The organism is Archangium lansingense (assembly GCF_026626635.1).
In the GTDB taxonomy this organism is placed as follows: domain Bacteria; phylum Myxococcota; class Myxococcia; order Myxococcales; family Myxococcaceae; genus Archangium; species Archangium lansingense.
The window spans coordinates 1,023,384-1,041,415 of sequence record NZ_JAPNKA010000001.1; the positions used below are offsets into that span (position 1 = coordinate 1,023,384).

Below are 18,032 nucleotides of genomic sequence, written 5' to 3' on the forward strand. Positions count from 1 at the left end.
GCCGTCTCACCCCCCCAGGGCGGCTGCCAGGGCCCGCGCCGCGGTCTCCAGCTCCGCCTCTGGACGGAAATCCCCAGGTGTCCCCTCGAAGGCCCCTCTCCCCCATAGCCGCTGGGGCGTGTCCCGGTAGCGTGGCACCAGGTGCAGGTGGAAGTGGCGCAGCACGTCACCAATGGCGAAGGCGTAGGCGTGCTCGGCGCCGAGCACCTCGCGCTGGGCCCGCATGACCCGCGCGGCGAAGGGACCCAGCTCCCGCGCCGCGTCATCGTCCAGGTCATACAGGGCGCGGGCATGCCTCACGCTGGTGAGCACCACCCAGCCGGGCAGGGGGCTCGGCGAGGCCACGCCATGCAGCACCAGTCCGGCCGAGCGGGCGAGCACTCCCCCCACGGGCCGGGTGGCTCCACTCACGATTCCGCAGCCGAGGCAGGGCTCGTTCACATCCACGGGGCTCATGGCGCGCACGCTACCACCCGCTCCTCGCGGAAATGTCCACCCCCGTTGCTCCCTACCCACCGCGTTCGAATCCGGCGGCCAACTGTGCTCTTCTTGACGCGGCCGGGCCGGGTCGGAGACTGTCTTGCCGCCGCCTCGCGCGGGCTCCAACTCCAAGCATTCAAGGTGGGAAGATGAAGAAGCATTGGGCAGTCGTGCTGCCGCTCCTGGTCGTCGGATGCACGCCGCCGGAGGACAAGGACGGGGACGGCATCGTCGACGGCGTCCGCGATCCGGACTCCGTGTCGGTGGTGGTCCCAGCCAACCCCAAGGGGACCGTCTCCGGCCAGGTGCTCAACACCCGGATGGTGCCGATCCAGGACGCCGCGGTGAAGCTGACCATCGGTAGCGCGACGGCGGAGAAGCCCTTCGAGGCGAAGACGGACGCCTCGGGCAACTTCCTCATCACCAGCGTGCCCGCCGGCGCCGAGGTCCTGGTGACCATCAGCAAGGAGGGCCACGCCACGCTGCGCGCCAGCGCGCTGGTTCCCTCCCACGCGGGCAACATCCCCATCAACAACGGCAACGCCAACATCGGCGCCATCGCCCTCGCCGAGACGCAGGGCAGCGTGAGCTTCACGCTCCTCACGCCCTCGGGTAACCCCGCCCGAGGCGCCAAGGCGTACCTCGAGGCCACTCCCGCTGGCACCATCGCCTACAACGGTGGCACGGCCTCGGCTGTGAGCTCGGTGGTGGTCGCCGCCGATGCGAACAACCTGGGCGTTGTCACCTTCTCCAACGTGCCCGCTCCCGCGGAGCTTGCGCGCATTGGCGGTGTGGGTGACGCCGCCGGCGGCTACCGCCTCTGGGTGGACCCGGTGGACACCAATGGCGACGGCATCATCGACGCCGCGGGCTATGCCAAGAAGATCGACGCCTCGACCCTGATGGTGAGCGGCGGCTCGCAGCTGCTGCGGCTGCCCGCCCCGCGCAATGACGCTGGCGATGGCTCCCAGGTCTCGGGTTTCCAGCTCATTGCCACCAATGTCCCCAGCCTGAACTACGTGAAGCTCGCGGATGTGGATCCGGCCAAGGCGCAGATGGAGCTGCAGAAGAAGCCGATGCGCAACCTCATCAAGCCCGGTGAGCCCATCTACCTGGGCTTCAGCCAGCCCGTGGCGCGCGAGTCGCTGCTGGCCATCGTCACGGACGAGCACGGCCGCGACAAGTACGACGTCGGCGTGACGTCGAGCGCCGCCGGGGACGTCTACTCGCTGCAGCCCCCGTTCTCCATCCGCGAGGGCCAGGAGTACAACATCATCCTGCGTGCCACCTCGGCGTATGACGGCACCGTGCACACCTGGAAGGGTTTCTTCATCAGCGGGGATCCCAACACGCCCCGGCCGCTGGGCATTGCCTCCGCCGTCTTCAAGGATGGTGTCACCGGCACCGTCGGCACGCTGGACCCGGGCGAGTGCATCATCTTCAGCTTCACCCAGAACGTGACCTCGATGCCCGCGGCGCAGCTCGACGTCCTCGTCTCCACGGGCGAGGCGAGCCCGCCGTCCTTCAAGGCGATTGCGGCCGCTCCGCCCAACAGCAACGCCTGCTTCGGGGAGACGTCCACGCGCTTCCCCATCGACACGGTGAACTTCAACGACGCCACCACCCGCTTCTACTTCTCCTACAGCGGCCCTGCCATCAACCTGGCCGCCACCCCCGTCAAGGTGAAGGCGGATTTCACGAAGTTCCAGTCCACGGACCTCTCCCAGTATTTCGAGACGGCCTGGGGCGGGCCCGTGTCCTCGACGACCATCATTGAGAGCACTCTCACCAAGCAGCCGTAGCAGGCTGTAGCCGGGCCGCGCACCTGGAAGGGCAGGCGTCCAAGCGGCACTGCGCGGCCCAGTTGTCCCAAGTCACCATCGCTGTGAGTGAAGTGTCCGGGCCACGACAGGTTTTGTGGCCCGGATGCGCTCGGAGCCTGGCGGGGACGAGCGCATCCACGGGGCCGTACATAGCATGGTGCGGCGTTCCCACCTTGTACGCGGGGCCCGTGCCATGACCCTACCGCTCACGCAAACCCTCGAAAACAGGACGAGTGATGGCGGCGAGCCGCTTGAATCGCCCAATCAGGCCGAGCGGCGGCGCGTGCTGGTGGTCGACGACTTCGACGATGCCCGCGAGATGTATGCGGAGTACCTGGAATTTGTCGGCTTTCAGGTAGAAGTGGCACGCAATGGGGTCGAGGCCGTGGAGAAGGCCCAGGGTGTACTGCCAGATATCATCCTGATGGACCTGTCCCTGCCGGTGATGGATGGCTGGGAGGCCACGCGCCGGTTGAAGCAGGATCAGCGCACGCGTGACATTCCCGTGATGGCGCTCAGCGGCCACGTGCTGGCGGGCAATGCCGAGCAGGCACGGCAGGCCGGTGCGGACGAGTTCATTGCCAAGCCCTGCCTGCCGCAGGATCTGGAAGACCGCATCCGCCGGATGCTCAAGCCCAGCAAGTCGAAGAGCAGGCCCTGACGCAGTAGGCCTCGCACCGTAGGGAACGAGCCCGTGGGCCCTCCCCCTGCATCCCGGTCCAGCGCCGACGGGTGGACTCCACCCGAGGCCTTCGACGAGTACCGCCTGGTGCGCCTCATTGGCCGAGGTGCCACGGGACGCGTGTACCTGGCGCACGACACGCTGCTCGACAGGCCGGTGGCGGTGAAGTTCGTGCGCGCGCTGGGCTCCGGCGCGCTCACGCGCTTCCTCGTGGAGGCCCGAGCCGCGGCGCGCGTCCAGCACCCCCACGTCGTCACCCTCTACCGGGTGGGGCAGTTGGAGAACCACCCCTACCTCATCTCCGAGTTCGTTCGCGGCACCTCGCTGGAGCGGTTGCCCCGGCCCATGTCCTGGGAGCGCGTGCTGGCGCTCGGCAGGGACCTGGCGCGGGGGTTGGGGGCCGCCCACCGGCGTGGCGTGCTGCACCGCGACATCAAACCGGCCAATGCCCTGCTCACCGAGACGGGAGAGGTGAAGCTGTTGGACTTCGGGCTGGCCAAGCTGCTGGACGCGGGCGCGCCCGCCGAGGAGGGTTTCGTTCCGGGCGCGGCCCCGTCCATTCCGCCGCCCCTGCCCGAGCTGGACGGTGACAGCGTGGCGGGCACGCTGGACGGGGTGGACCTGCCGTCGCTGCCAGAAGGCACTCTGGTGGGCACGCCGTATTACATGTCCCCAGAGGCCTGGGCGGGCGAGGAGCTCACGGCCCGCAGCGACGTGTACTCGTTGGGGCTGGTGCTCTACGAGCTGTGCGCTGGCCGGGGGCCCTTCCGGCACGTGCCCTTCAAAGAGCTCTCCCAGGTGGTGTGCACCCAGGACGCACTGCCGCTGGCCGATGCCGTGCCGGGTGTGGACGCTGACTTCGCGGCCGTGGTGGACCGATGCCTGCGCCGCGACCCCGAGGAGCGCTTTGCCTCCGCGGTGCCGCTGCTGGATGCGCTGGGGCAGCTCTCGCGCGACGAGTGGTTGGGCGCCGTCCCCGAAGGCAACCCCTACCGCGGCCTCCAGGCCTTCGAGGCCGAGCACCGCGCCCTCTTCTTCGGACGGCGCCGTGAGCAGCGCGAGGTGCTGGAGCGGCTTCGGGCCGAGCCCTTCTTGCTTGTTGCCGGGGACTCGGGCGTGGGCAAGTCCTCCTTGTGCCTGGCCGGAGTGCTGCCCCGGCTCACCGACGGCGCATTGGAGGACGGGCGGCACTGGCGCGGGGTGCGGCTGATTCCAGGCAGGCGCCCTGCCGCCGCACTCGCCGCTGCGCTCGCCCCCGTGCTGGGTGCCGACGAGGAGGGACTGGTGGCCTCCCTGCGCGCGGACCCCACGGGGCTGGCGCGCCGGCTGCGGGCGCACCTTGGTGCACAGGGGGGACTCGCCATCTACGTGGACCAGCTGGAGGAGCTGGTGACGCTGGCGGGAGACGCGGAGGCCGCGCAGGCAGGGCTTGCGCTCGGGGGACTGGCCGAGGGCGTGTCCGGCGTGCGCCTGCTGGCCACGTGTCGCAGCGACTTCCTCACCCGGCTGACGGCGGTGCCGGGCCTGGGCGCGCTGGTGCCCGGGGCGCTCTACCTGTTGCGGGCGCTCGGTCCGGAGGAGATTCGCGAGGCGGTGGTGGGCCCGGCCCGAGTGAAGGGCGTGCGCTTCGAGTCCGAGGCCCTGGTGGATGCACTGGTAGCCTCGGCTGCTGGAGGCGGGCTGCCGCTGCTGCAGTTCGCGCTCGCCGAACTGTGGGAGGCGCGCGAGGAGGGCGCGGGCCTTATCACTCAGGCTGCACTGGACGGGCTCGGGGGCGTGGCGGGCGCACTGGAGAAGCACGCCGATGCGGCCGTGGAGCGCTTGCTGCCGGACCAGCGCACGGCCGCGCGTGGCGTGCTGCTGCGCCTCATCACCGCGGAGGGGACCCGGGCGCGCAAGACAGACCGGGAGCTGGTGGGGGACGACCCTCGCCACCGCGCGGTGCTGGAGGCCCTGGTGCGCGCGCGCCTGCTGGTGGCGCGAGAGGTGGACGGTGGCACCTCTTACGAGGTGGCCCACGAGGCGCTGCTGACGGGGTGGGGCACCCTGGCCCGCTGGCTGGCCGAGGCCGCCGAGCTCCGGGAGGTCCAGGCCCGGTTGGAGGCTGACTCCGCCCACTGGGAGCGCGTGGGCCATGTGCGGGACATGCTCTGGGGCTCGCGGCAGCTCGCCGAGGCCGCCCTGCTCGAGCGCGAGCAGCTCACCAGCCGCGAGCTGGCCTTCCTGGCGGCTTCACGCGGCACGGTGGTGCGCAGCCGCCATCTGCGCCGGGCGCTCGCCGCGGGTTTCGTCCTGTCGCTGGCGCTCGTCTACGCGGGCCTGCGCATGCACGAGGCGGCGGTGCGCGACAAGGCAGTGCGCGGCTGGCTGTCCCAGGCCGCCACCGTCATGTACGGGGTACAGCGCGAGCGTACCGCCTTCGCCGCGGCGCGCGAGGAGGCGCTTCGCCACTATGACGCTGGCCACAAGGAGGCGGGCGACACGGCCTGGGCGCGCACTGTCACCGCCGAGGCTGTGTTGCACCGCAGCCTGGATGAAGCGGGAGACCACCTGGAGCACGCGCTGGTGTTGGACCCCATGCGCGAGGACGTCCGCGCGGCCCTGGCGGACTTCCTCCTCGAGCGCGCCATCCACGCCGAGCAGGCCGTGGAGACGAGCGAGCTGACGGCGCTGCTGCAGCGGTTGCGGCTGTATGACACGACAGGAGAGCGCTGGAGGCGCTGGACGGCCCCGGCGCTCGTCACCCTGGAGCTGTCCGTCCCCGATGCAGCGCTGGAGCTGCGGCCTGTCTCTCGGGATGTGGAGGGCCGCGAGGTTGTCGGCGAGCCGGTGCCCCTCGCACCCGGGCCCTGGGTGGACAGGGCGGTGCCCCCGGGAGACTGGCGGCTGACGGTGCGTGCCCCGGGTTACGAGCCCGCGCTCGTCCCGCTACGCCTGGCGCGCGGTGAGCGCAGACGCCTGGCTCCTCCGCTGCTGCGCCAGGGAGAGCTTCCCAAGGGCTTCGTCTACGTCCCGCCGGGACGTGTGCTCTTCGGCAGCGCGGCGGATGCGAGTGTGCGTGGCTTCTTCAACGCCGTGCCGCTGCACGCCCGGGAGACGCCGGGCTTCCTCATCTCCCGCCAGGAGACGACGTACGCGGAGTGGCTGGGCTTCCTGGAGTCGCTGCCCGCGCCGGAGCGCGCCCGCCGCCAGCCTCGTACGAGCACCACCTACCACGGCATGCTCCGGCTGAAGCGGGAGCGGGGCACGTGGACGCTGCGCTTCCAGCCTGGCGGAGTGCCCTACACCGTACGGGTCGGCGAGCGGCTGCGCTACGCGAAGCGGGACCGGCGGGTGGAGCAGGACTGGCTGCGCTTCCCCGTCACCGGCATCTCCTTCGAGGACGCGGAGGCCTACTCGGCCTGGCTGGACAAGACGGGCCGGGTACCGGGGGCTCGGCTGTGCTCGGAGCTGGAGTGGGAGCGCGCCGCGCGGGGCGAGGACGGGCGCGAGTTCCCCCATGGCGACTCCCTGGCCCCGGATGACGCCAACGTGGACCTCACCTATGGCAAGGAGCCCGGGGGCTTCGGCCCCGACGAGGTGGGCGCGCACCCGGCCTCCCGCAGCCCCTTCGGCGTGGATGACCTGGCCGGCAACGCGTGGGAGTGGACGCGCTCGACGCTGGAGCCCGACAGCGTGGTGGCGCGCGGAGGGGCCTACTACTTCGCCGCCGCCTCGGCGCGCCTGGCCAACCGCGAGCTGCCCGAGCGCACCCTCCGGAACATCACCGTGGGCATCCGCGTCTGCGCCGACCTGCCCTCCCGTACAATGTCCCCTCGGGACTAGCACCACGGTCCCCCCCGCGAGTGCTGTCCGCTGGACATTGCAACTGCGCGGGTACCACATGTGTGGCTTGCCGAGCGGATGACCCCTGCACACCCTCTGCGCGTCTCGGGGTGGGAGTGACAGAGGGGTGGGGCCATGCGAGCAAGCAGGTGGTGCCGGGTTGTGGTGGCGGCCGTGGGCGTGGTGGCGGCCGTGGGCGTGGTGGCGTGTGGAGGCGAGGTGCCGGTGCAGTCGCAAGCGCACTTGGGGGAGCGCGAGTCGTCGTTGAGCGCACGCAATGGCGCCAACCTCAACGGCGCGAACCTGAATGGCTCGGACTTGAATGGCTCCGACCTCAACGGCCAGGCGCTCTCGGGCGTGCTGGTGTCGGTGGACTTCGCGGGCGCGTCGCTCGATGGCCAGATGCAGAGCGCTCGGCTGAGCCAGGGCTCTTCGTGGCATGAGTCGAGCTTCGATGAAGTGTGGCTGGAGGGGTCGACCTTCCATGGCATGTATGACGGGCGCCACATTTCCGGGCGGGAATTCTTGCTGGCGCGGTTCCTGGGCAACCTGGGGGATGGGAGCCAGGTGGCGCTGCGCGTGGACGCGGTGACGCCCGGCCAGGACGAGAACGCGGACGTATGGACGTACCGGGTGTCCTATCAGTCGCCGGCGGACGGCAATTGGTATCCCATCTGCCGTGACGCGAGCGGCCAGCCGGCCAATGCCATCGCCGTGGTGGGGTACTGGGACTATCGGCAGGGGCTGCCGGGCGTGGGCGGCAGGAAGTACGAGGACCCGCGTGCCTTCACCTTCGCGTGCGAGGGAGCGGCCATCGCGAAGTGCATCCGCTTCGGTTACAAGCCGTGGGCGAGCGTCGGAGGCGTGAGCCTGTCAGCGCACCACCAGGCGTGCACGCGCCTCATCCGCGCGGACTACTGCGGCGACGGCACCTCGCACACCGTGAACGGGCAGTGGGTGAACCTCTACGACGTGGTAGGGGTGCAGCAGGACACGGAGACGTGGGGCACGGAGGCGGAGTGGGGCACGGAGGGTGCGCTCTGCTACACGGACCACAACCGGGCCCATGAGCCCGTGTCGTGCCCGAACGCTCCGGCGAAGGCGCAGTGCGGCACGCCGGAGGCCTTCTCCACCGGCACGCTGCTGCAGAGCGAGACGCCGTAGCCGTCCCACTCCCGCGCGCTCCCGCAGCCAGGTACCTGGAGTGGTGGTGCACGGCTTCGCGCGGGTGCTTCGGGTGGAGTTGCTCAGAGTGCGCTGGGAGGGGAGACGATCATCTTCAGGAACAGCGCGTTGGTCTGAAAGAACTCCTTGACGTTTCTGGTCCCTCTCACACCCTCGCGAAGGGTCTCCGCCAGGGTTAGCCTCAGGCGGAAGGCCTTTCGCGCGAACAAGCCTTTGAGGAACTGCTTCGCTGGGGCGAAGTTCAGGTTCCCGAACGCGACCTTCCAGTTCTCCAGGCCCAGGATGTAGAGCACGAGCACAAGGCTCTCGAACGCCTCTGGATAGTCTTCTGGGACGAAGATGCCCACGAGCTCGTTCGTCAGGAGGAGCGTCCCTCCATTGTCGCGATACAGCCACTGGACTCCATTGTCGTAGTGGGGAGTCAACTCGCTGCTGAAGAAGAAGGCACAGGGAATGACGTGTTTGTTGCCCAGGACATATTTAAACACATCGTTGTCGGGGGCCTTGAAGTACTTGCCGCTGTCATTCCTCTGCTGGCCCTTGGTCCTGAAGAGGTACACCTGCCGGTGCTGTCTCTGAACCATCCCCGGAGCGATGCTTCCAGCGAGCAAGACGTCCAGTCCGTGGCGGGTGCAATGGTAGTAGGACTCGAGCACCAGGCTCGGGCTGCTGGGCGGATCGAAGAGCCTACAGAAGGTGCAATTCGGGTTCGGATTCGGTTGGTGCGCTGAACACCCGGCCATGGGCTGACTCCGTCTTGACCTGCCATCTTGAAGCGCCCGGGCATGCAGACCAAGAAAACGACGCGCTCACCTCCATCACCCGGTGGGGATGGAGGTGAGCCGGGCCAGGGGACGAGGAGTCTTCCGCCGAGCCGCGGACCCGCTACTGCGCGTTCACCTTGAAGAGCTCCACCGCGGACTGGTTGGTGTTGTTGGCTCCGCCCACCAGGAGGACCGTGTAAGCATCGAGCGCCGTGGCCGTGTGCTTGTAGCGGCCCACGCCCAGGGACGTCGTGGACTTCCAGGTGCCCGTATTCGGGGAGTAGACCTCGGACGAGGAGAGAATTCCCGACTGGTTGCTGAAGCCCCCGGTTACGACGACCAGATCTCCAATCACTCGCGTGGCCGTGTGCTCCTGGCGAGGGTTGTTCAGGGAGCCCTGGACGGTCCAGGTGTAGGTGGCGAAGTCGAACAGCTCCGTCGAGCTGCCCTGGTTCCAGGCCTGGGTCGAGCCGCCCACCACCAGCAGCTTGCCATTCTCCAGCAGCGTGGCCGAGTGCAGGGTGCGGCCCGTGTTCATGCCTGGCATGCCGCTCCACATGCGCGTGGCGGGGTCGTAGAGCTCCACGGAGGACAGACTGTTGCCGTTCTCATCCGTTCCGCCCGTGACCAGGACCCGGCCATTCTTCATCAGGGTCATGGTGTGGCCGCGGCGGGCCGTCTGGAGCGAGCCGGCCGGGGACCACTGGTTCGTGGCGGGGTCATACAGCTCGGCCGAGGCCAGCACGGGGCCCGAGCTCTCGCTGGAGCCTCCCCCCGCCACCAGCACCCGCCCCTCCGGCAGCGTGACGGCGGCATGGTTGTAGCGCGGGGTGCTCATGGGGCTCGCCAGCGACCAGAGCTTCAGCGCGGGGTCATACAGCTCTTCGCTCGCCGGCGCGGTGCCGCCCGCGATGAGCACCTTGCCGTTGTGCAGCACGGTGGCCGTGTGGCCACGATGGGTGGTGAAGCTGTTGCCCGCGGTGGTCCAGGCCGCCTGCTGGGAGTCGTACTCCTCCGCGGCGGTGTTGAAGCCACCGGTCACCAGCACCCGGCCATTCTGCAGCAGGGTCGCGGTGTGCAGCAGCCGGGGTTGGGGCGTATTGCTGACGGACGACAGCGTCGGCTGGAAGGGGTAGATCTTCACCTGCCGGGTGGCGGTGCTCTCGTTGCCGGAGCGATCGGAGCCCCGATAGGTCAGGGTATAGGTGCCTGGCACCGAGGTGTTGACGCTGCCGGAGCGCTGAGCCCGCGTCTCCCACCAGTAGGACCCGTCACACGAATCATCCACGAGCCTGTACCCCGGCTCCTCGAAGATCGCGCCAACGGGAAGGCTCATCTGCAGAGGGCCATACACATCCAGGTTGGGGGCATGGGTATCGACCACGGTCCAGACCGTCGCGCAGGACGTCGAGTTGCCGGACAAGTCGGTGGCGGAGATCCATGAGGTGAAGGTGCTCGGACTGCCGATGTACTCAGGCTGGTAGTTCACCCACTGGAGACCGCAGTTATCGCTGAACTCGGGATCGGCATGGTCGAACAGGACGTCCTGCCCGCTGTAGACGCATTGGACCGTGATGGCGGCAGGACAGGTCAGGACAGGCGGTTCCAGATCGGGTGAGGTGCACGATGAGCCGCTGGTGGATGCGACGGCTGCCTGGCTGTAGCCGGCGAGGGCGCCCATGAGCGTGACGCAGCGCGCGAGGGTGGGCCATCGGGTAGGAATGTGAAGAGTTGGAGGGGTGAAGCGCTTGGGCAGCATCATGGTGTTGAACCTCGCTCGGAAGACGCCGGTGTACTCGGATGCACTGAATTGCTTCTCAGCCACGGCCCTACCCAGGAGCGCTTGAAACCGGACTGAGTCCTTCGCTCGGGGTGTGCTCGCTTTGGATGCATAGAATACATTGATTAGGGAGGATTTCCAGACTGAGCGGGGTTTATTGTTTATTCCCGAGTTCTGAGAAGGCTCTGTATCCCGGCTGCACCGTCTCGAGAGCATCCAGACACTCTGTCGCGCATGGCTTCAGTGACACCGCGTCATCCGCGAGCCCCGGTAGCACGTACTCCTGTGCCTCATCTGCCCCTCTCGGAGTGCCTGGCCCGGGGGATTCAATGACAGACGCCCGGCCGTGCGCGGGCTGGGGGTGCTCACTTTCTGGATGCTCCAGATAGAGGGAGAGCTGGCGAGCGAAAGAAGCATGCAGTTCAGGGAACCCCATGCGGAGAGCTGTGCCTCTGACACCTCGGTGTTCGCGGAACGAGACGGTGAGGACGAGGCCGGAGACGGCCGCAGGCGCCTCGCACGCGGAGCGAGGGGGCAGGGGTGTCCGGCCCGACATTTACTCGAGGGGCGTGGTGGGGGCGATTGACGCGCGCGCTGGCTCACCCCAGTCTCTGGGCAATGGCACAGCGCGCACAGGAGCGTGGAGGCCGCTTCCCCCAGGCGCCCACGCAAGAAGAGTGGGAGCGGATGAGTGTGGAGGAGCGGGGGCAGGTGGTGGAGTCACTTCCTGGCGAGGTGACTTGGGACGAGATGGCGATGCCAGAGGGCGATCTGCACTCCCTGGCGAAGCTGGAGACGCGGGATGTGCTCCGTGGCTTCTTTTCCCGGCAGAGGCGTCAGGTGTACCTGGGCACGGAGCTGCCGGTGTACTACCCGGGGGAGAGGCGCTTCGCGCCGGACCTGTTGGTGGTGCGGGACGTGGAGACGCACCCGCGCAGCAAGTGGATGGTGAGCTACGAGGGCAAGGGGCTGGAGTGGGTGATGGAGGTCCACGTGGGCGGCGACCGCAAGAAGGACGCCGAGTACAACGTGGAGCGCTATGCCCGCTTGGGCATTCCCGAATATTTCATCTACGACCGGGCGCGGGAGCGGCTGGAGGCGTACCGGCTGCCCGCTCCCGAGGCGAGGCGGTACGAGCGCATTCCCCTGGAGCAGGGCCGCTACCGCTCGGAGGTGCTGGGACTGGAGTTCGAGTTGGCAGGGGGCAAGCTGCGGCTGTGGGTGGGCAACGCGCTGCTGCTGGAGTCCCATGAGCTGCTGGAGCAGGAGCAGCGACTGCGCGAAGAGGAGGTGCGGCGGAGGCAGGAGGCGGAGCGGGGACGCGAGGAGGCGGAGCGGCGCCTGGCGGAGCTCCAGGCCGAGCTGGAGCGACTGCGAGGGGCTGGGAATCGCCCTCCCCAATGACGCCGCGCAGCACCCTGTTCGCCACGTGAAACTCCACGAGCATGACCTCCCTTCAGGTGACACGCGGCGACGTTCCGGTGGAAGACGCGCTCGCTACCCGTGGACACGAGCCTGCTGGCCACACTGCCAGCGAACTGAAGACTTTCCTGATGAAAGTTTTCGAGTGTCACCGTCGAGTTTCCCCACGTTCGACTCGCAGGTGGGGAACACACGCTGTCTCCCTCGCGTGGGCGCGGAGGTATAAGGGCGCTTCAACCCAAGGAGCCTCGAATGCGCATGCGCTGGTGTGTCCTCCTGTTGGTTCCGTTGGTCGGCTGTGTCTCTCAGAAGGCGTTCGAGTCGAAGTCGCTCGAGGCGCAAAACCTCAAGCAGCAATACGACGAGCAACAGGCGCAGATGAAGGCCATGGAGCAGAAGCTCGCCGAGACGAAGTCCGCTGCCGATAAGGCGCAGAAGGAGAACACGGAGCTGGAGTCCTCGCTCGCCCAGAGTGACGCGGAGCGCCGCGCGCTGCGCAAGCGCGTGGACGAGCTGTCGGAGCTCAACCAGGAGCTGTCCCGGAGCACCGAGAAGCTCGCTGCGGCCAAGGAGGCGCTCGAGAAGAGGTCCTCCGAGTACGAGAGCCTCGCCAAGAGCCTCAAGGACGAGATCAAGACCGGGAAGATCGAGCTGTCCGAGCTGAAGGGGCGGATGGTGGTGAAGATGAAGGACAAGATCCTCTTCTCTTCCGGCAGCACGAAGCTCAACAAGGAGGGCCAGGAGGCGCTGGAGAAGGTGGCTCAGGCGCTGAAGGACGTGCAGGGGAAGCTCATCCGGGTCGAGGGCCACACGGACAACGTGCCGGTGCCGACGGACGCGAAGACGGAGTTCGCCTCGAACTGGGAGCTGTCCACCACCCGCTCGCTCGTCGTCGTGAAGCTCCTCCAGGAGCAGGGCGTGCCGCCCACGATGCTCTCCGCGCTGGGCTATGGCGAGTACCAGCCCATCGCCTCCAACCAGACGGTTGATGGACGCAGCCTGAACCGGCGCATCGAGATCGTCCTCGCCCCCGCCGAGCAGGCCCCGTCCGCGGTGGTGGCCGCCTCGGCGAAGAAGGCTCCGGTGCCGGCCGCCAAACCCGCCGCGAAGAAGAAGTAGCGGCGCTGAAAGAAGTAGCGGCGCTGAGGACAGAACACAGCGAACGCGGACACATCCCCTCTCCCGCCGGGAGAGGGACGGGGTGAGGGTATCCGGACCCCGGGTTCTGGATGCGAAGGGGTCCCGGATATAACTCCGATACCCTCACCCCCACCCTCTCCCGACGGGAGAGGGAGATCTGAACCCGAGATGCGTACGACGTCTTGTGTCCTGCTTGCGCTCCTCGTGGGCTCCGCTTCCCAGGCCGAGTCGCTGCCCATGGAGAGCGGTGCTCCCCTCTCCTTCGAGTCCTCCGAGCTGCGAGACCTCGCGGGTACGTGGGGCGAGCCCTTCCGCTCCCTCATGGTGATGCCCGGGGTGAGCCACGTCGTCTCCGGCGCGAGCCTTCCGGTGGTGCGCGGCGCAGCTCCCTCCTCCACGGGCGTCTACCTGGATGGCGTGCGCCTGCCGCGGCTCTATCACCTGTGGGTCGGCCCCTCCACGCTTCACCCCGAGCTCGTCTCCGGGCTCGACTTCCACCGAGGCCCCGCTCCGGCCCGCTTCAGCCGGGGGCTCGGTGGCACCGTGAACGCGCGGCTCCTCCCGCCGAGCACCGACGCCGTGCGCGCAACGGCCTCCCTCGATCTGTTCAACGTGGGCGTGCTCACGCAGGTGCCCATCGTCTCCACGGGCACCGAGTTCACCCTCGCCGGTCGCTTCGCCTGGTCCCCGTGGATCGCCGCGGCGGTCATCAACGGCACGCGCGGCACGCCGGGTCCGGACCTGGTGCTCGGCCTCTTCGACTACCAGGCGCGTGTCACCCAATCCGTGGGCCGAGGCTCGCTGCGTCTGTTCGCTCTCGGGGCTTCGGATGACGCGGGCCTGAGCGGCTCGGGGGATGTGGTCCGGTTGGGCACGGCCTTTCATCGCGTGGATCTCCGTCTCACCCACCCGCTGGGCGTGGGCGAGGCCGAGGCCGCCGTCACCTGGGGCCAGGACATGCTGGGTGCCACCGGGGGAGGAGCGGCCTCACGTGTCACGGTGGGACTCTCCGAGCGCACGCTCGGGGCGCGGGTGGCATGGCGGGCTGCACTGTCCCAGCGACTCGCGGTGGAGGCGGGCGCGGACGTGGAGCGCCGGAGCGCTGACGTGGAGCAGTCCACCACCTTCCGTCCTGGCGAGGGCGATGACCCCAGCCGGCCCACCGTCACCACGGGAGGACCACAGCCCCTCGCGCGGGCCACTCTTGCGGGGGCCTACGCACAGGCCACGTGGACGCAGGGCATGTGGCGGCTCACCCCGGGCCTGCGCGTGGACGGCTACCTGCTGGCACCAGCGCTGAACCAGGTCGCCGTTGAGCCCCGGCTGCATGCGCGGGCGGCGCTGTCGGAGACGGTGGCGCTGCGCCTGGGGGCGGGGCTCATGCACCAGGCACCGAATCATCTGCTCGACGTGCCGGGAGTGGAAGAAGCCGCGCTGCGCTTGGGCTTGCAGAGGGCCCTCCAGGTGGAGGCGGGCGCGGATGTGCGAGGGCCCGCGGGCTTCACCTTTGGCGCGGACGTGTTCGTCCACCCGATGCTGCGCACGGTGGAACTGGACGTGCTGTCCTTCGACATGCTCGCGGACGACCCGGTGGCGCGAGGGCGGGCGCGCACGGCGGAGGGCTATGGCTACGGCGTGGAGTTGATGGCGCGGCGCCCGCTGTCGGAGCGCTGGTCGCTGCTGGCCTCGTACACCTTCCAGCGGAGAATGCTGAACACGCGCGTGGAGCGGCGGGACGGGGCAGGCCAGGTGGTGGGGACGGAGGTGGTGCCGCTGGCCTCGGCGCTCGAGCAGATGCACGTGCTCAACGCGGCCGTCACCGTGAAGCTGCCGTGGGGCCTCACGGTGGGCACCACGCTGCACTACAACACCGGGGCGCCCGAGGCGGGAGGCCTGCTCTTCTCGTACTCGCAGCAGGAGGGCGTGGACCCGGTGAAGGGAACGGCGCGCTGGGTACCGGTGGACCGGGACCGGGTGACGCGCCTGCCGGGCTACTTCCAGGTGGACGGCCGCGTGTCCAAGACGGGCACGCTGGGGCCGCTGGCGGTGGAGGCGTGGCTGGACGTCTTCAACCTCTCGCTGACGAAGGAGACGTTCCACTACACCTACGGGACCGAGAAGGGCCAACTGGTGCGCAAGCCCTTTGGCCTACCGCCCGTGACGCTCCCCTCTCTGGGCTTTCGAGCGCATTACTGACAGCCTTTCCTGGTGTTAAACTCACCTCCATGGAACTGGAGATTGCCGCCATGGGGATGAGTTCTTGCCTCGGGCCGCTCACCACCGCTTGTGCCGCGTTCCGCGCAGGTATCAGCCGGGTGCGCGCGTCTCGCGAGTTCCGCTATTTCCCAGAGGAGGATAACGCTCCGCTGCCACTGCAGACATGCTCCATTCCCGTGAGCACGTTCGGGTTCTCCGCGGCGGGCAGGCTTGTTGCCATCCTGGGTGATACCCTCGAAGAGTTCCAGCGCCGTTTGAAATCCGAGGACCTCGGGACCGACACTGCCCTCTTTCTCGTGCTCCCCGACCCCCTGGAACGTGAGTTTCCGATGCGGGCCGCGCTGATGGAGGATCCTCCACGTCGCGTCGAGGCACTCGGCCAGTTCGTCTTGGGGCAGACCTTCGAGAACCTCGGGATGAAGTGGCGGGGCATGAAGGGGCGGTTCTTCATCGGGGGGCAGGTAGCGTTCGCACGTGCGCTACAGGCCGCGCAGGCGGTTCTCGAGTCCCGAAGCGCGGGGGCCTGCCTCGTGATGGCGGTGGACAGCTACTTGTCGCCTCCTACGCTCAGCCGTCTCGTGAGGGAGAGACGCGTCAAGACGGACGACTTTCCTGTCGGTTTCATCCCGGGAGAGGTGGGGGTGGTGATGCTGCTGCGGCCCGCCGCCGGCTCTCGGAGAGAGGGCTCCGCATCATCGGTCTTCATCCAGCAGGTCCACGTGTCGGAGCCGCCAGCTTCGAATCAGGCTGAAGGCCGGGCGTTGGCTTTCTGTGTCGAACGAGTACTCCAGCCGCAAGGCGCTCCTGCGCCGGAGGAACCGCTGCTCGTGAGCGACCATAATGGCGAGCAGCGCCGGGCCAGCGAATGGGGCAGCCTCCTGGTTCATCTCCAGGCGGCCCATCCGGATTGGAAGCTCGAGAATGCCTGGTTCCCGGCAATTGGTTTCGGCGAGACCGGCGCGGCTTCGGGTGCCGTGGGGAGCTGTGTTTCGGCGCGAGGGCTCGAACGCGGCTATGCCCGGGCTCGTTCCGCTCTGGTGCTCAGCACCTCGGAGGACGGGGCTCGAGCCGCCATTCTTCTCAATAAGTTACAGCCAGGAGCTCGCTCATGAGTGGGGGCAAGAAAGGCATCTTCGAGAATTACAATGTCTCTGGAGTCGGCCAGGACTCATTCAAGAATGAGAAGTTTCCAGAGCTGGAGGATCCCAACTATCCCCAACAACTCATCCAGGAACTGGAGGCTCAGGCGAAGTCAGCGGACCAGCAGCAGAAGAGCAATCACGCGGATGCACCCGATCCGCTCCGGCGCCAGGGGCATTACCAGTACCGGGGTCCGGCCTACGTCCATAAGCACGGAGGCCGGGATCGGTACCAACAATGGCCTTTCGACTACCTCTTCGACGGCTGTGACCCCGCCACGAAGAATATGATGCTCGACAAGGTGGAAAAACTGGCGGAAAGGCGCCCGACATGGGCCATCGTCAAAGAGAAGTCGAAATGGGACCTGTGCTTCAAGTTTCCCGAACCGGGAAGCTTTCCAGGTAAGAGAAAGCTCTTCTTCCTCACCGCGAAGCTCACCCATAAGGATGTCGCGGAAAACTATTTCTTCTTCACGAAACCCAAGCCATACAAATGGGTGGCGCACCACCTCATCCCTATCGAGATTTTCGACAGCAGCAAGAAACCCTTTTTCAATGATGATCAGCAGAAGTTGATCCGCGACTCAGGGTACGACGTCAACAACGGCCACAACATCGTGCCGCTACCGACGGAAGACGTACCGCCCCACTGCCTGCTGGCGCATAGCGGCAGCCACCTGGAGTACATCAAGCATGCCAAGAGGCAGTTGGAGCGAGTCCGGGACAAGATCGATGAGGCGAGGGAGAGCGGAGCGCCGCATGCGGCCTTTTATCCCCAGTTGATCAAGATGTTGACCCAGACGGAGGATGACCTGTGGGCCAAGCTGAAGGAGATCGGCACGGCCTCCGTCAAGCTGTATCTACAGGACAAGCGGCCCAAGAGCAGCCTCGTGAAATTCATCACCAAGGGGAAGAGTCGAGCCAGCGGGAGGCGCAAGCGCTTTCCTGAAGGAGCGATGAACTGATGTCGACCGACAACCGGACATTCTGGATTCTCGACACCGTCAGCAATCCCGGAGCGGTGATCGAGACCGTGCCAGCCGGCACTCCATCCAAGTGGCGCTTCTTCAAGGGGAAGAGCCTGGTTTCGGAATTTCCCACGGGTGCAACCGTCAAGTTCTCCGAGGACTTTCCCAAGCAGCGCAAGCTCTTCGACTTCGTGGCCAACACCTTGAGCTTGCTGATCGTCTCGAAGAAGGTGCGTGACCTCCTCGACGCGGTTGGAGTGGAAGGCTGCGAATACATGCCCATTGGGGTGCGTGACCACAAGGATAAGCTCGTGGGCCCTGACTACTTCATCGTCCATCCCCTGGGAGGTGAGGACGGCGTTGATTTGGAGAAATCGGTCTACGACAAGGATCCATTTGACGAAAAACAGATCCATGTGGTCCGTAAACTCGTCCTGAAGAAGGAGGAGATTTCCCCCAACGCCCGCCTCTTCCGCCTCAAACCGCTGATGCGAGACTATGTCGTCGACCAGACGGTGGCGGAGGCTCTCCAGAAGAGCGGTGTCACGGGTTTCCGATTGCTGGCAGCCGATGGCTGGAACGGCTCCTACATGAATCTGGAGTAGCC

The 18,032-nt window shown here is 67.4% G+C and carries 13 protein-coding genes; 10 read left to right on the forward strand and 3 right to left on the reverse strand.

Going from position 1 to position 18,032, the window contains the following annotated elements; translation table 11 throughout:
- Positions 1-6: 6 nt before the first annotated feature.
- Positions 7-456, reverse strand: coding sequence for an HIT family protein (locus OV287_RS04160; RefSeq protein ID WP_267542286.1), 450 nt, complete (start codon positions 454-456; stop codon positions 7-9).
- A gap of 173 nt (positions 457-629) precedes the next feature.
- On the opposite strand from OV287_RS04160, the gene OV287_RS04165 reads away from it, so the two are divergent.
- From OV287_RS04165 to OV287_RS04180, 4 genes are all read left to right on the forward strand, one after another.
- Positions 630-2,282: a carboxypeptidase-like regulatory domain-containing protein gene (locus tag OV287_RS04165; RefSeq protein ID WP_267532669.1), complete on the forward strand. Its 1,653-nt coding sequence runs from the start codon at positions 630-632 to the stop codon at positions 2,280-2,282.
- 214 nt (positions 2,283-2,496) lie between these two features.
- The gene (locus OV287_RS04170; RefSeq protein ID WP_267532670.1) at positions 2,497-2,964 is read left to right on the forward strand and encodes a response regulator; all 468 of its coding nucleotides are present in this window, start codon (positions 2,497-2,499) and stop codon (positions 2,962-2,964) included.
- 33 nt (positions 2,965-2,997) lie between these two features.
- Positions 2,998-6,810: a bifunctional serine/threonine-protein kinase/formylglycine-generating enzyme family protein gene (locus OV287_RS04175; RefSeq protein ID WP_267532671.1), complete on the forward strand. Its 3,813-nt coding sequence runs from the start codon at positions 2,998-3,000 to the stop codon at positions 6,808-6,810.
- A 135-nt stretch (positions 6,811-6,945) separates the two neighbouring features.
- A complete protein-coding gene (locus OV287_RS04180) occupies positions 6,946-7,974 on the forward strand; it encodes an ADYC domain-containing protein (RefSeq protein ID WP_267532672.1) in 1,029 nt (342 codons plus the stop codon).
- An 83-nt stretch (positions 7,975-8,057) separates the two neighbouring features.
- Here OV287_RS04180 and OV287_RS04185 read toward each other — a convergent pair whose 3' ends face one another.
- Together OV287_RS04185 and OV287_RS04190 are read right to left on the reverse strand one after the other, a co-directional pair.
- Positions 8,058-8,651 carry a hypothetical protein gene (locus tag OV287_RS04185; protein ID WP_267532673.1) on the reverse strand — a complete coding sequence of 198 codons (594 nt, stop codon included), beginning with the start codon at positions 8,649-8,651 and terminating at the stop codon, positions 8,058-8,060.
- Between the two features lie 229 nt (positions 8,652-8,880).
- Positions 8,881-10,584, reverse strand: a complete 1,704-nt coding sequence (locus tag OV287_RS04190) for a Kelch repeat-containing protein (protein WP_267532674.1) — start codon at positions 10,582-10,584, stop codon at positions 8,881-8,883.
- A gap of 573 nt (positions 10,585-11,157) precedes the next feature.
- On the opposite strand from OV287_RS04190, the gene OV287_RS04195 reads away from it, so the two are divergent.
- The 6 genes from OV287_RS04195 (at position 11,158) to OV287_RS04220 (ending at position 18,030) form a co-directional block, all read left to right on the forward strand.
- Complete coding sequence (locus OV287_RS04195) at positions 11,158-11,943, forward strand: Uma2 family endonuclease (protein WP_267532675.1); 786 nt, start codon at positions 11,158-11,160, stop codon at positions 11,941-11,943.
- Between the two features lie 276 nt (positions 11,944-12,219).
- Positions 12,220-13,080: an OmpA/MotB family protein gene (locus OV287_RS04200; RefSeq protein WP_373371903.1), complete on the forward strand. Its 861-nt coding sequence runs from the start codon at positions 12,220-12,222 to the stop codon at positions 13,078-13,080.
- Between the two features lie 189 nt (positions 13,081-13,269).
- The gene (locus tag OV287_RS04205; RefSeq protein ID WP_267532677.1) at positions 13,270-15,297 is read left to right on the forward strand and encodes a TonB-dependent receptor; all 2,028 of its coding nucleotides are present in this window, start codon (positions 13,270-13,272) and stop codon (positions 15,295-15,297) included.
- Positions 15,298-15,353: 56 nt separating this feature from the next.
- The gene (locus OV287_RS04210) at positions 15,354-16,430 is read left to right on the forward strand and encodes a hypothetical protein (protein ID WP_267532678.1); all 1,077 of its coding nucleotides are present in this window, start codon (positions 15,354-15,356) and stop codon (positions 16,428-16,430) included.
- Positions 16,427-17,422 (forward strand): AHH domain-containing protein, encoded by a 996-nt coding sequence (locus tag OV287_RS04215; protein ID WP_267532679.1) that lies wholly within the window; start codon positions 16,427-16,429, stop codon positions 17,420-17,422. Before OV287_RS04210 ends, OV287_RS04215 begins: the two co-directional genes overlap by 4 nt.
- A complete protein-coding gene (locus tag OV287_RS04220; protein ID WP_267532680.1) occupies positions 17,422-18,030 on the forward strand; it encodes an imm11 family protein in 609 nt (202 codons plus the stop codon). Before OV287_RS04215 ends, OV287_RS04220 begins: the two co-directional genes overlap by 1 nt.
- Positions 18,031-18,032 lie beyond the last annotated feature (2 nt).

Coding starts and splice junctions, on each gene's coding strand:
- OV287_RS04160 (WP_267542286.1), bottom strand. CDS start 456: ATGAGCCCCGTGGATGTGAACGAGCCCTGCCTCGGCTGCGGAATCGTG.
- OV287_RS04215 (WP_267532679.1), top strand. CDS start 16,427: ATGAGTGGGGGCAAGAAAGGCATCTTCGAGAATTACAATGTCTCTGGA.
- OV287_RS04180 (WP_267532672.1), top strand. CDS start 6,946: ATGCGAGCAAGCAGGTGGTGCCGGGTTGTGGTGGCGGCCGTGGGCGTG.
- OV287_RS04195 (WP_267532675.1), top strand. CDS start 11,158: ATGGCACAGCGCGCACAGGAGCGTGGAGGCCGCTTCCCCCAGGCGCCC.
- OV287_RS04210 (WP_267532678.1), top strand. CDS start 15,354: ATGAGTTCTTGCCTCGGGCCGCTCACCACCGCTTGTGCCGCGTTCCGC.
- OV287_RS04200 (WP_373371903.1), top strand. CDS start 12,220: ATGCGCTGGTGTGTCCTCCTGTTGGTTCCGTTGGTCGGCTGTGTCTCT.
- OV287_RS04170 (WP_267532670.1), top strand. CDS start 2,497: ATGACCCTACCGCTCACGCAAACCCTCGAAAACAGGACGAGTGATGGC.
- OV287_RS04220 (WP_267532680.1), top strand. CDS start 17,422: ATGTCGACCGACAACCGGACATTCTGGATTCTCGACACCGTCAGCAAT.
- OV287_RS04165 (WP_267532669.1), top strand. CDS start 630: ATGAAGAAGCATTGGGCAGTCGTGCTGCCGCTCCTGGTCGTCGGATGC.
- OV287_RS04205 (WP_267532677.1), top strand. CDS start 13,270: ATGCGTACGACGTCTTGTGTCCTGCTTGCGCTCCTCGTGGGCTCCGCT.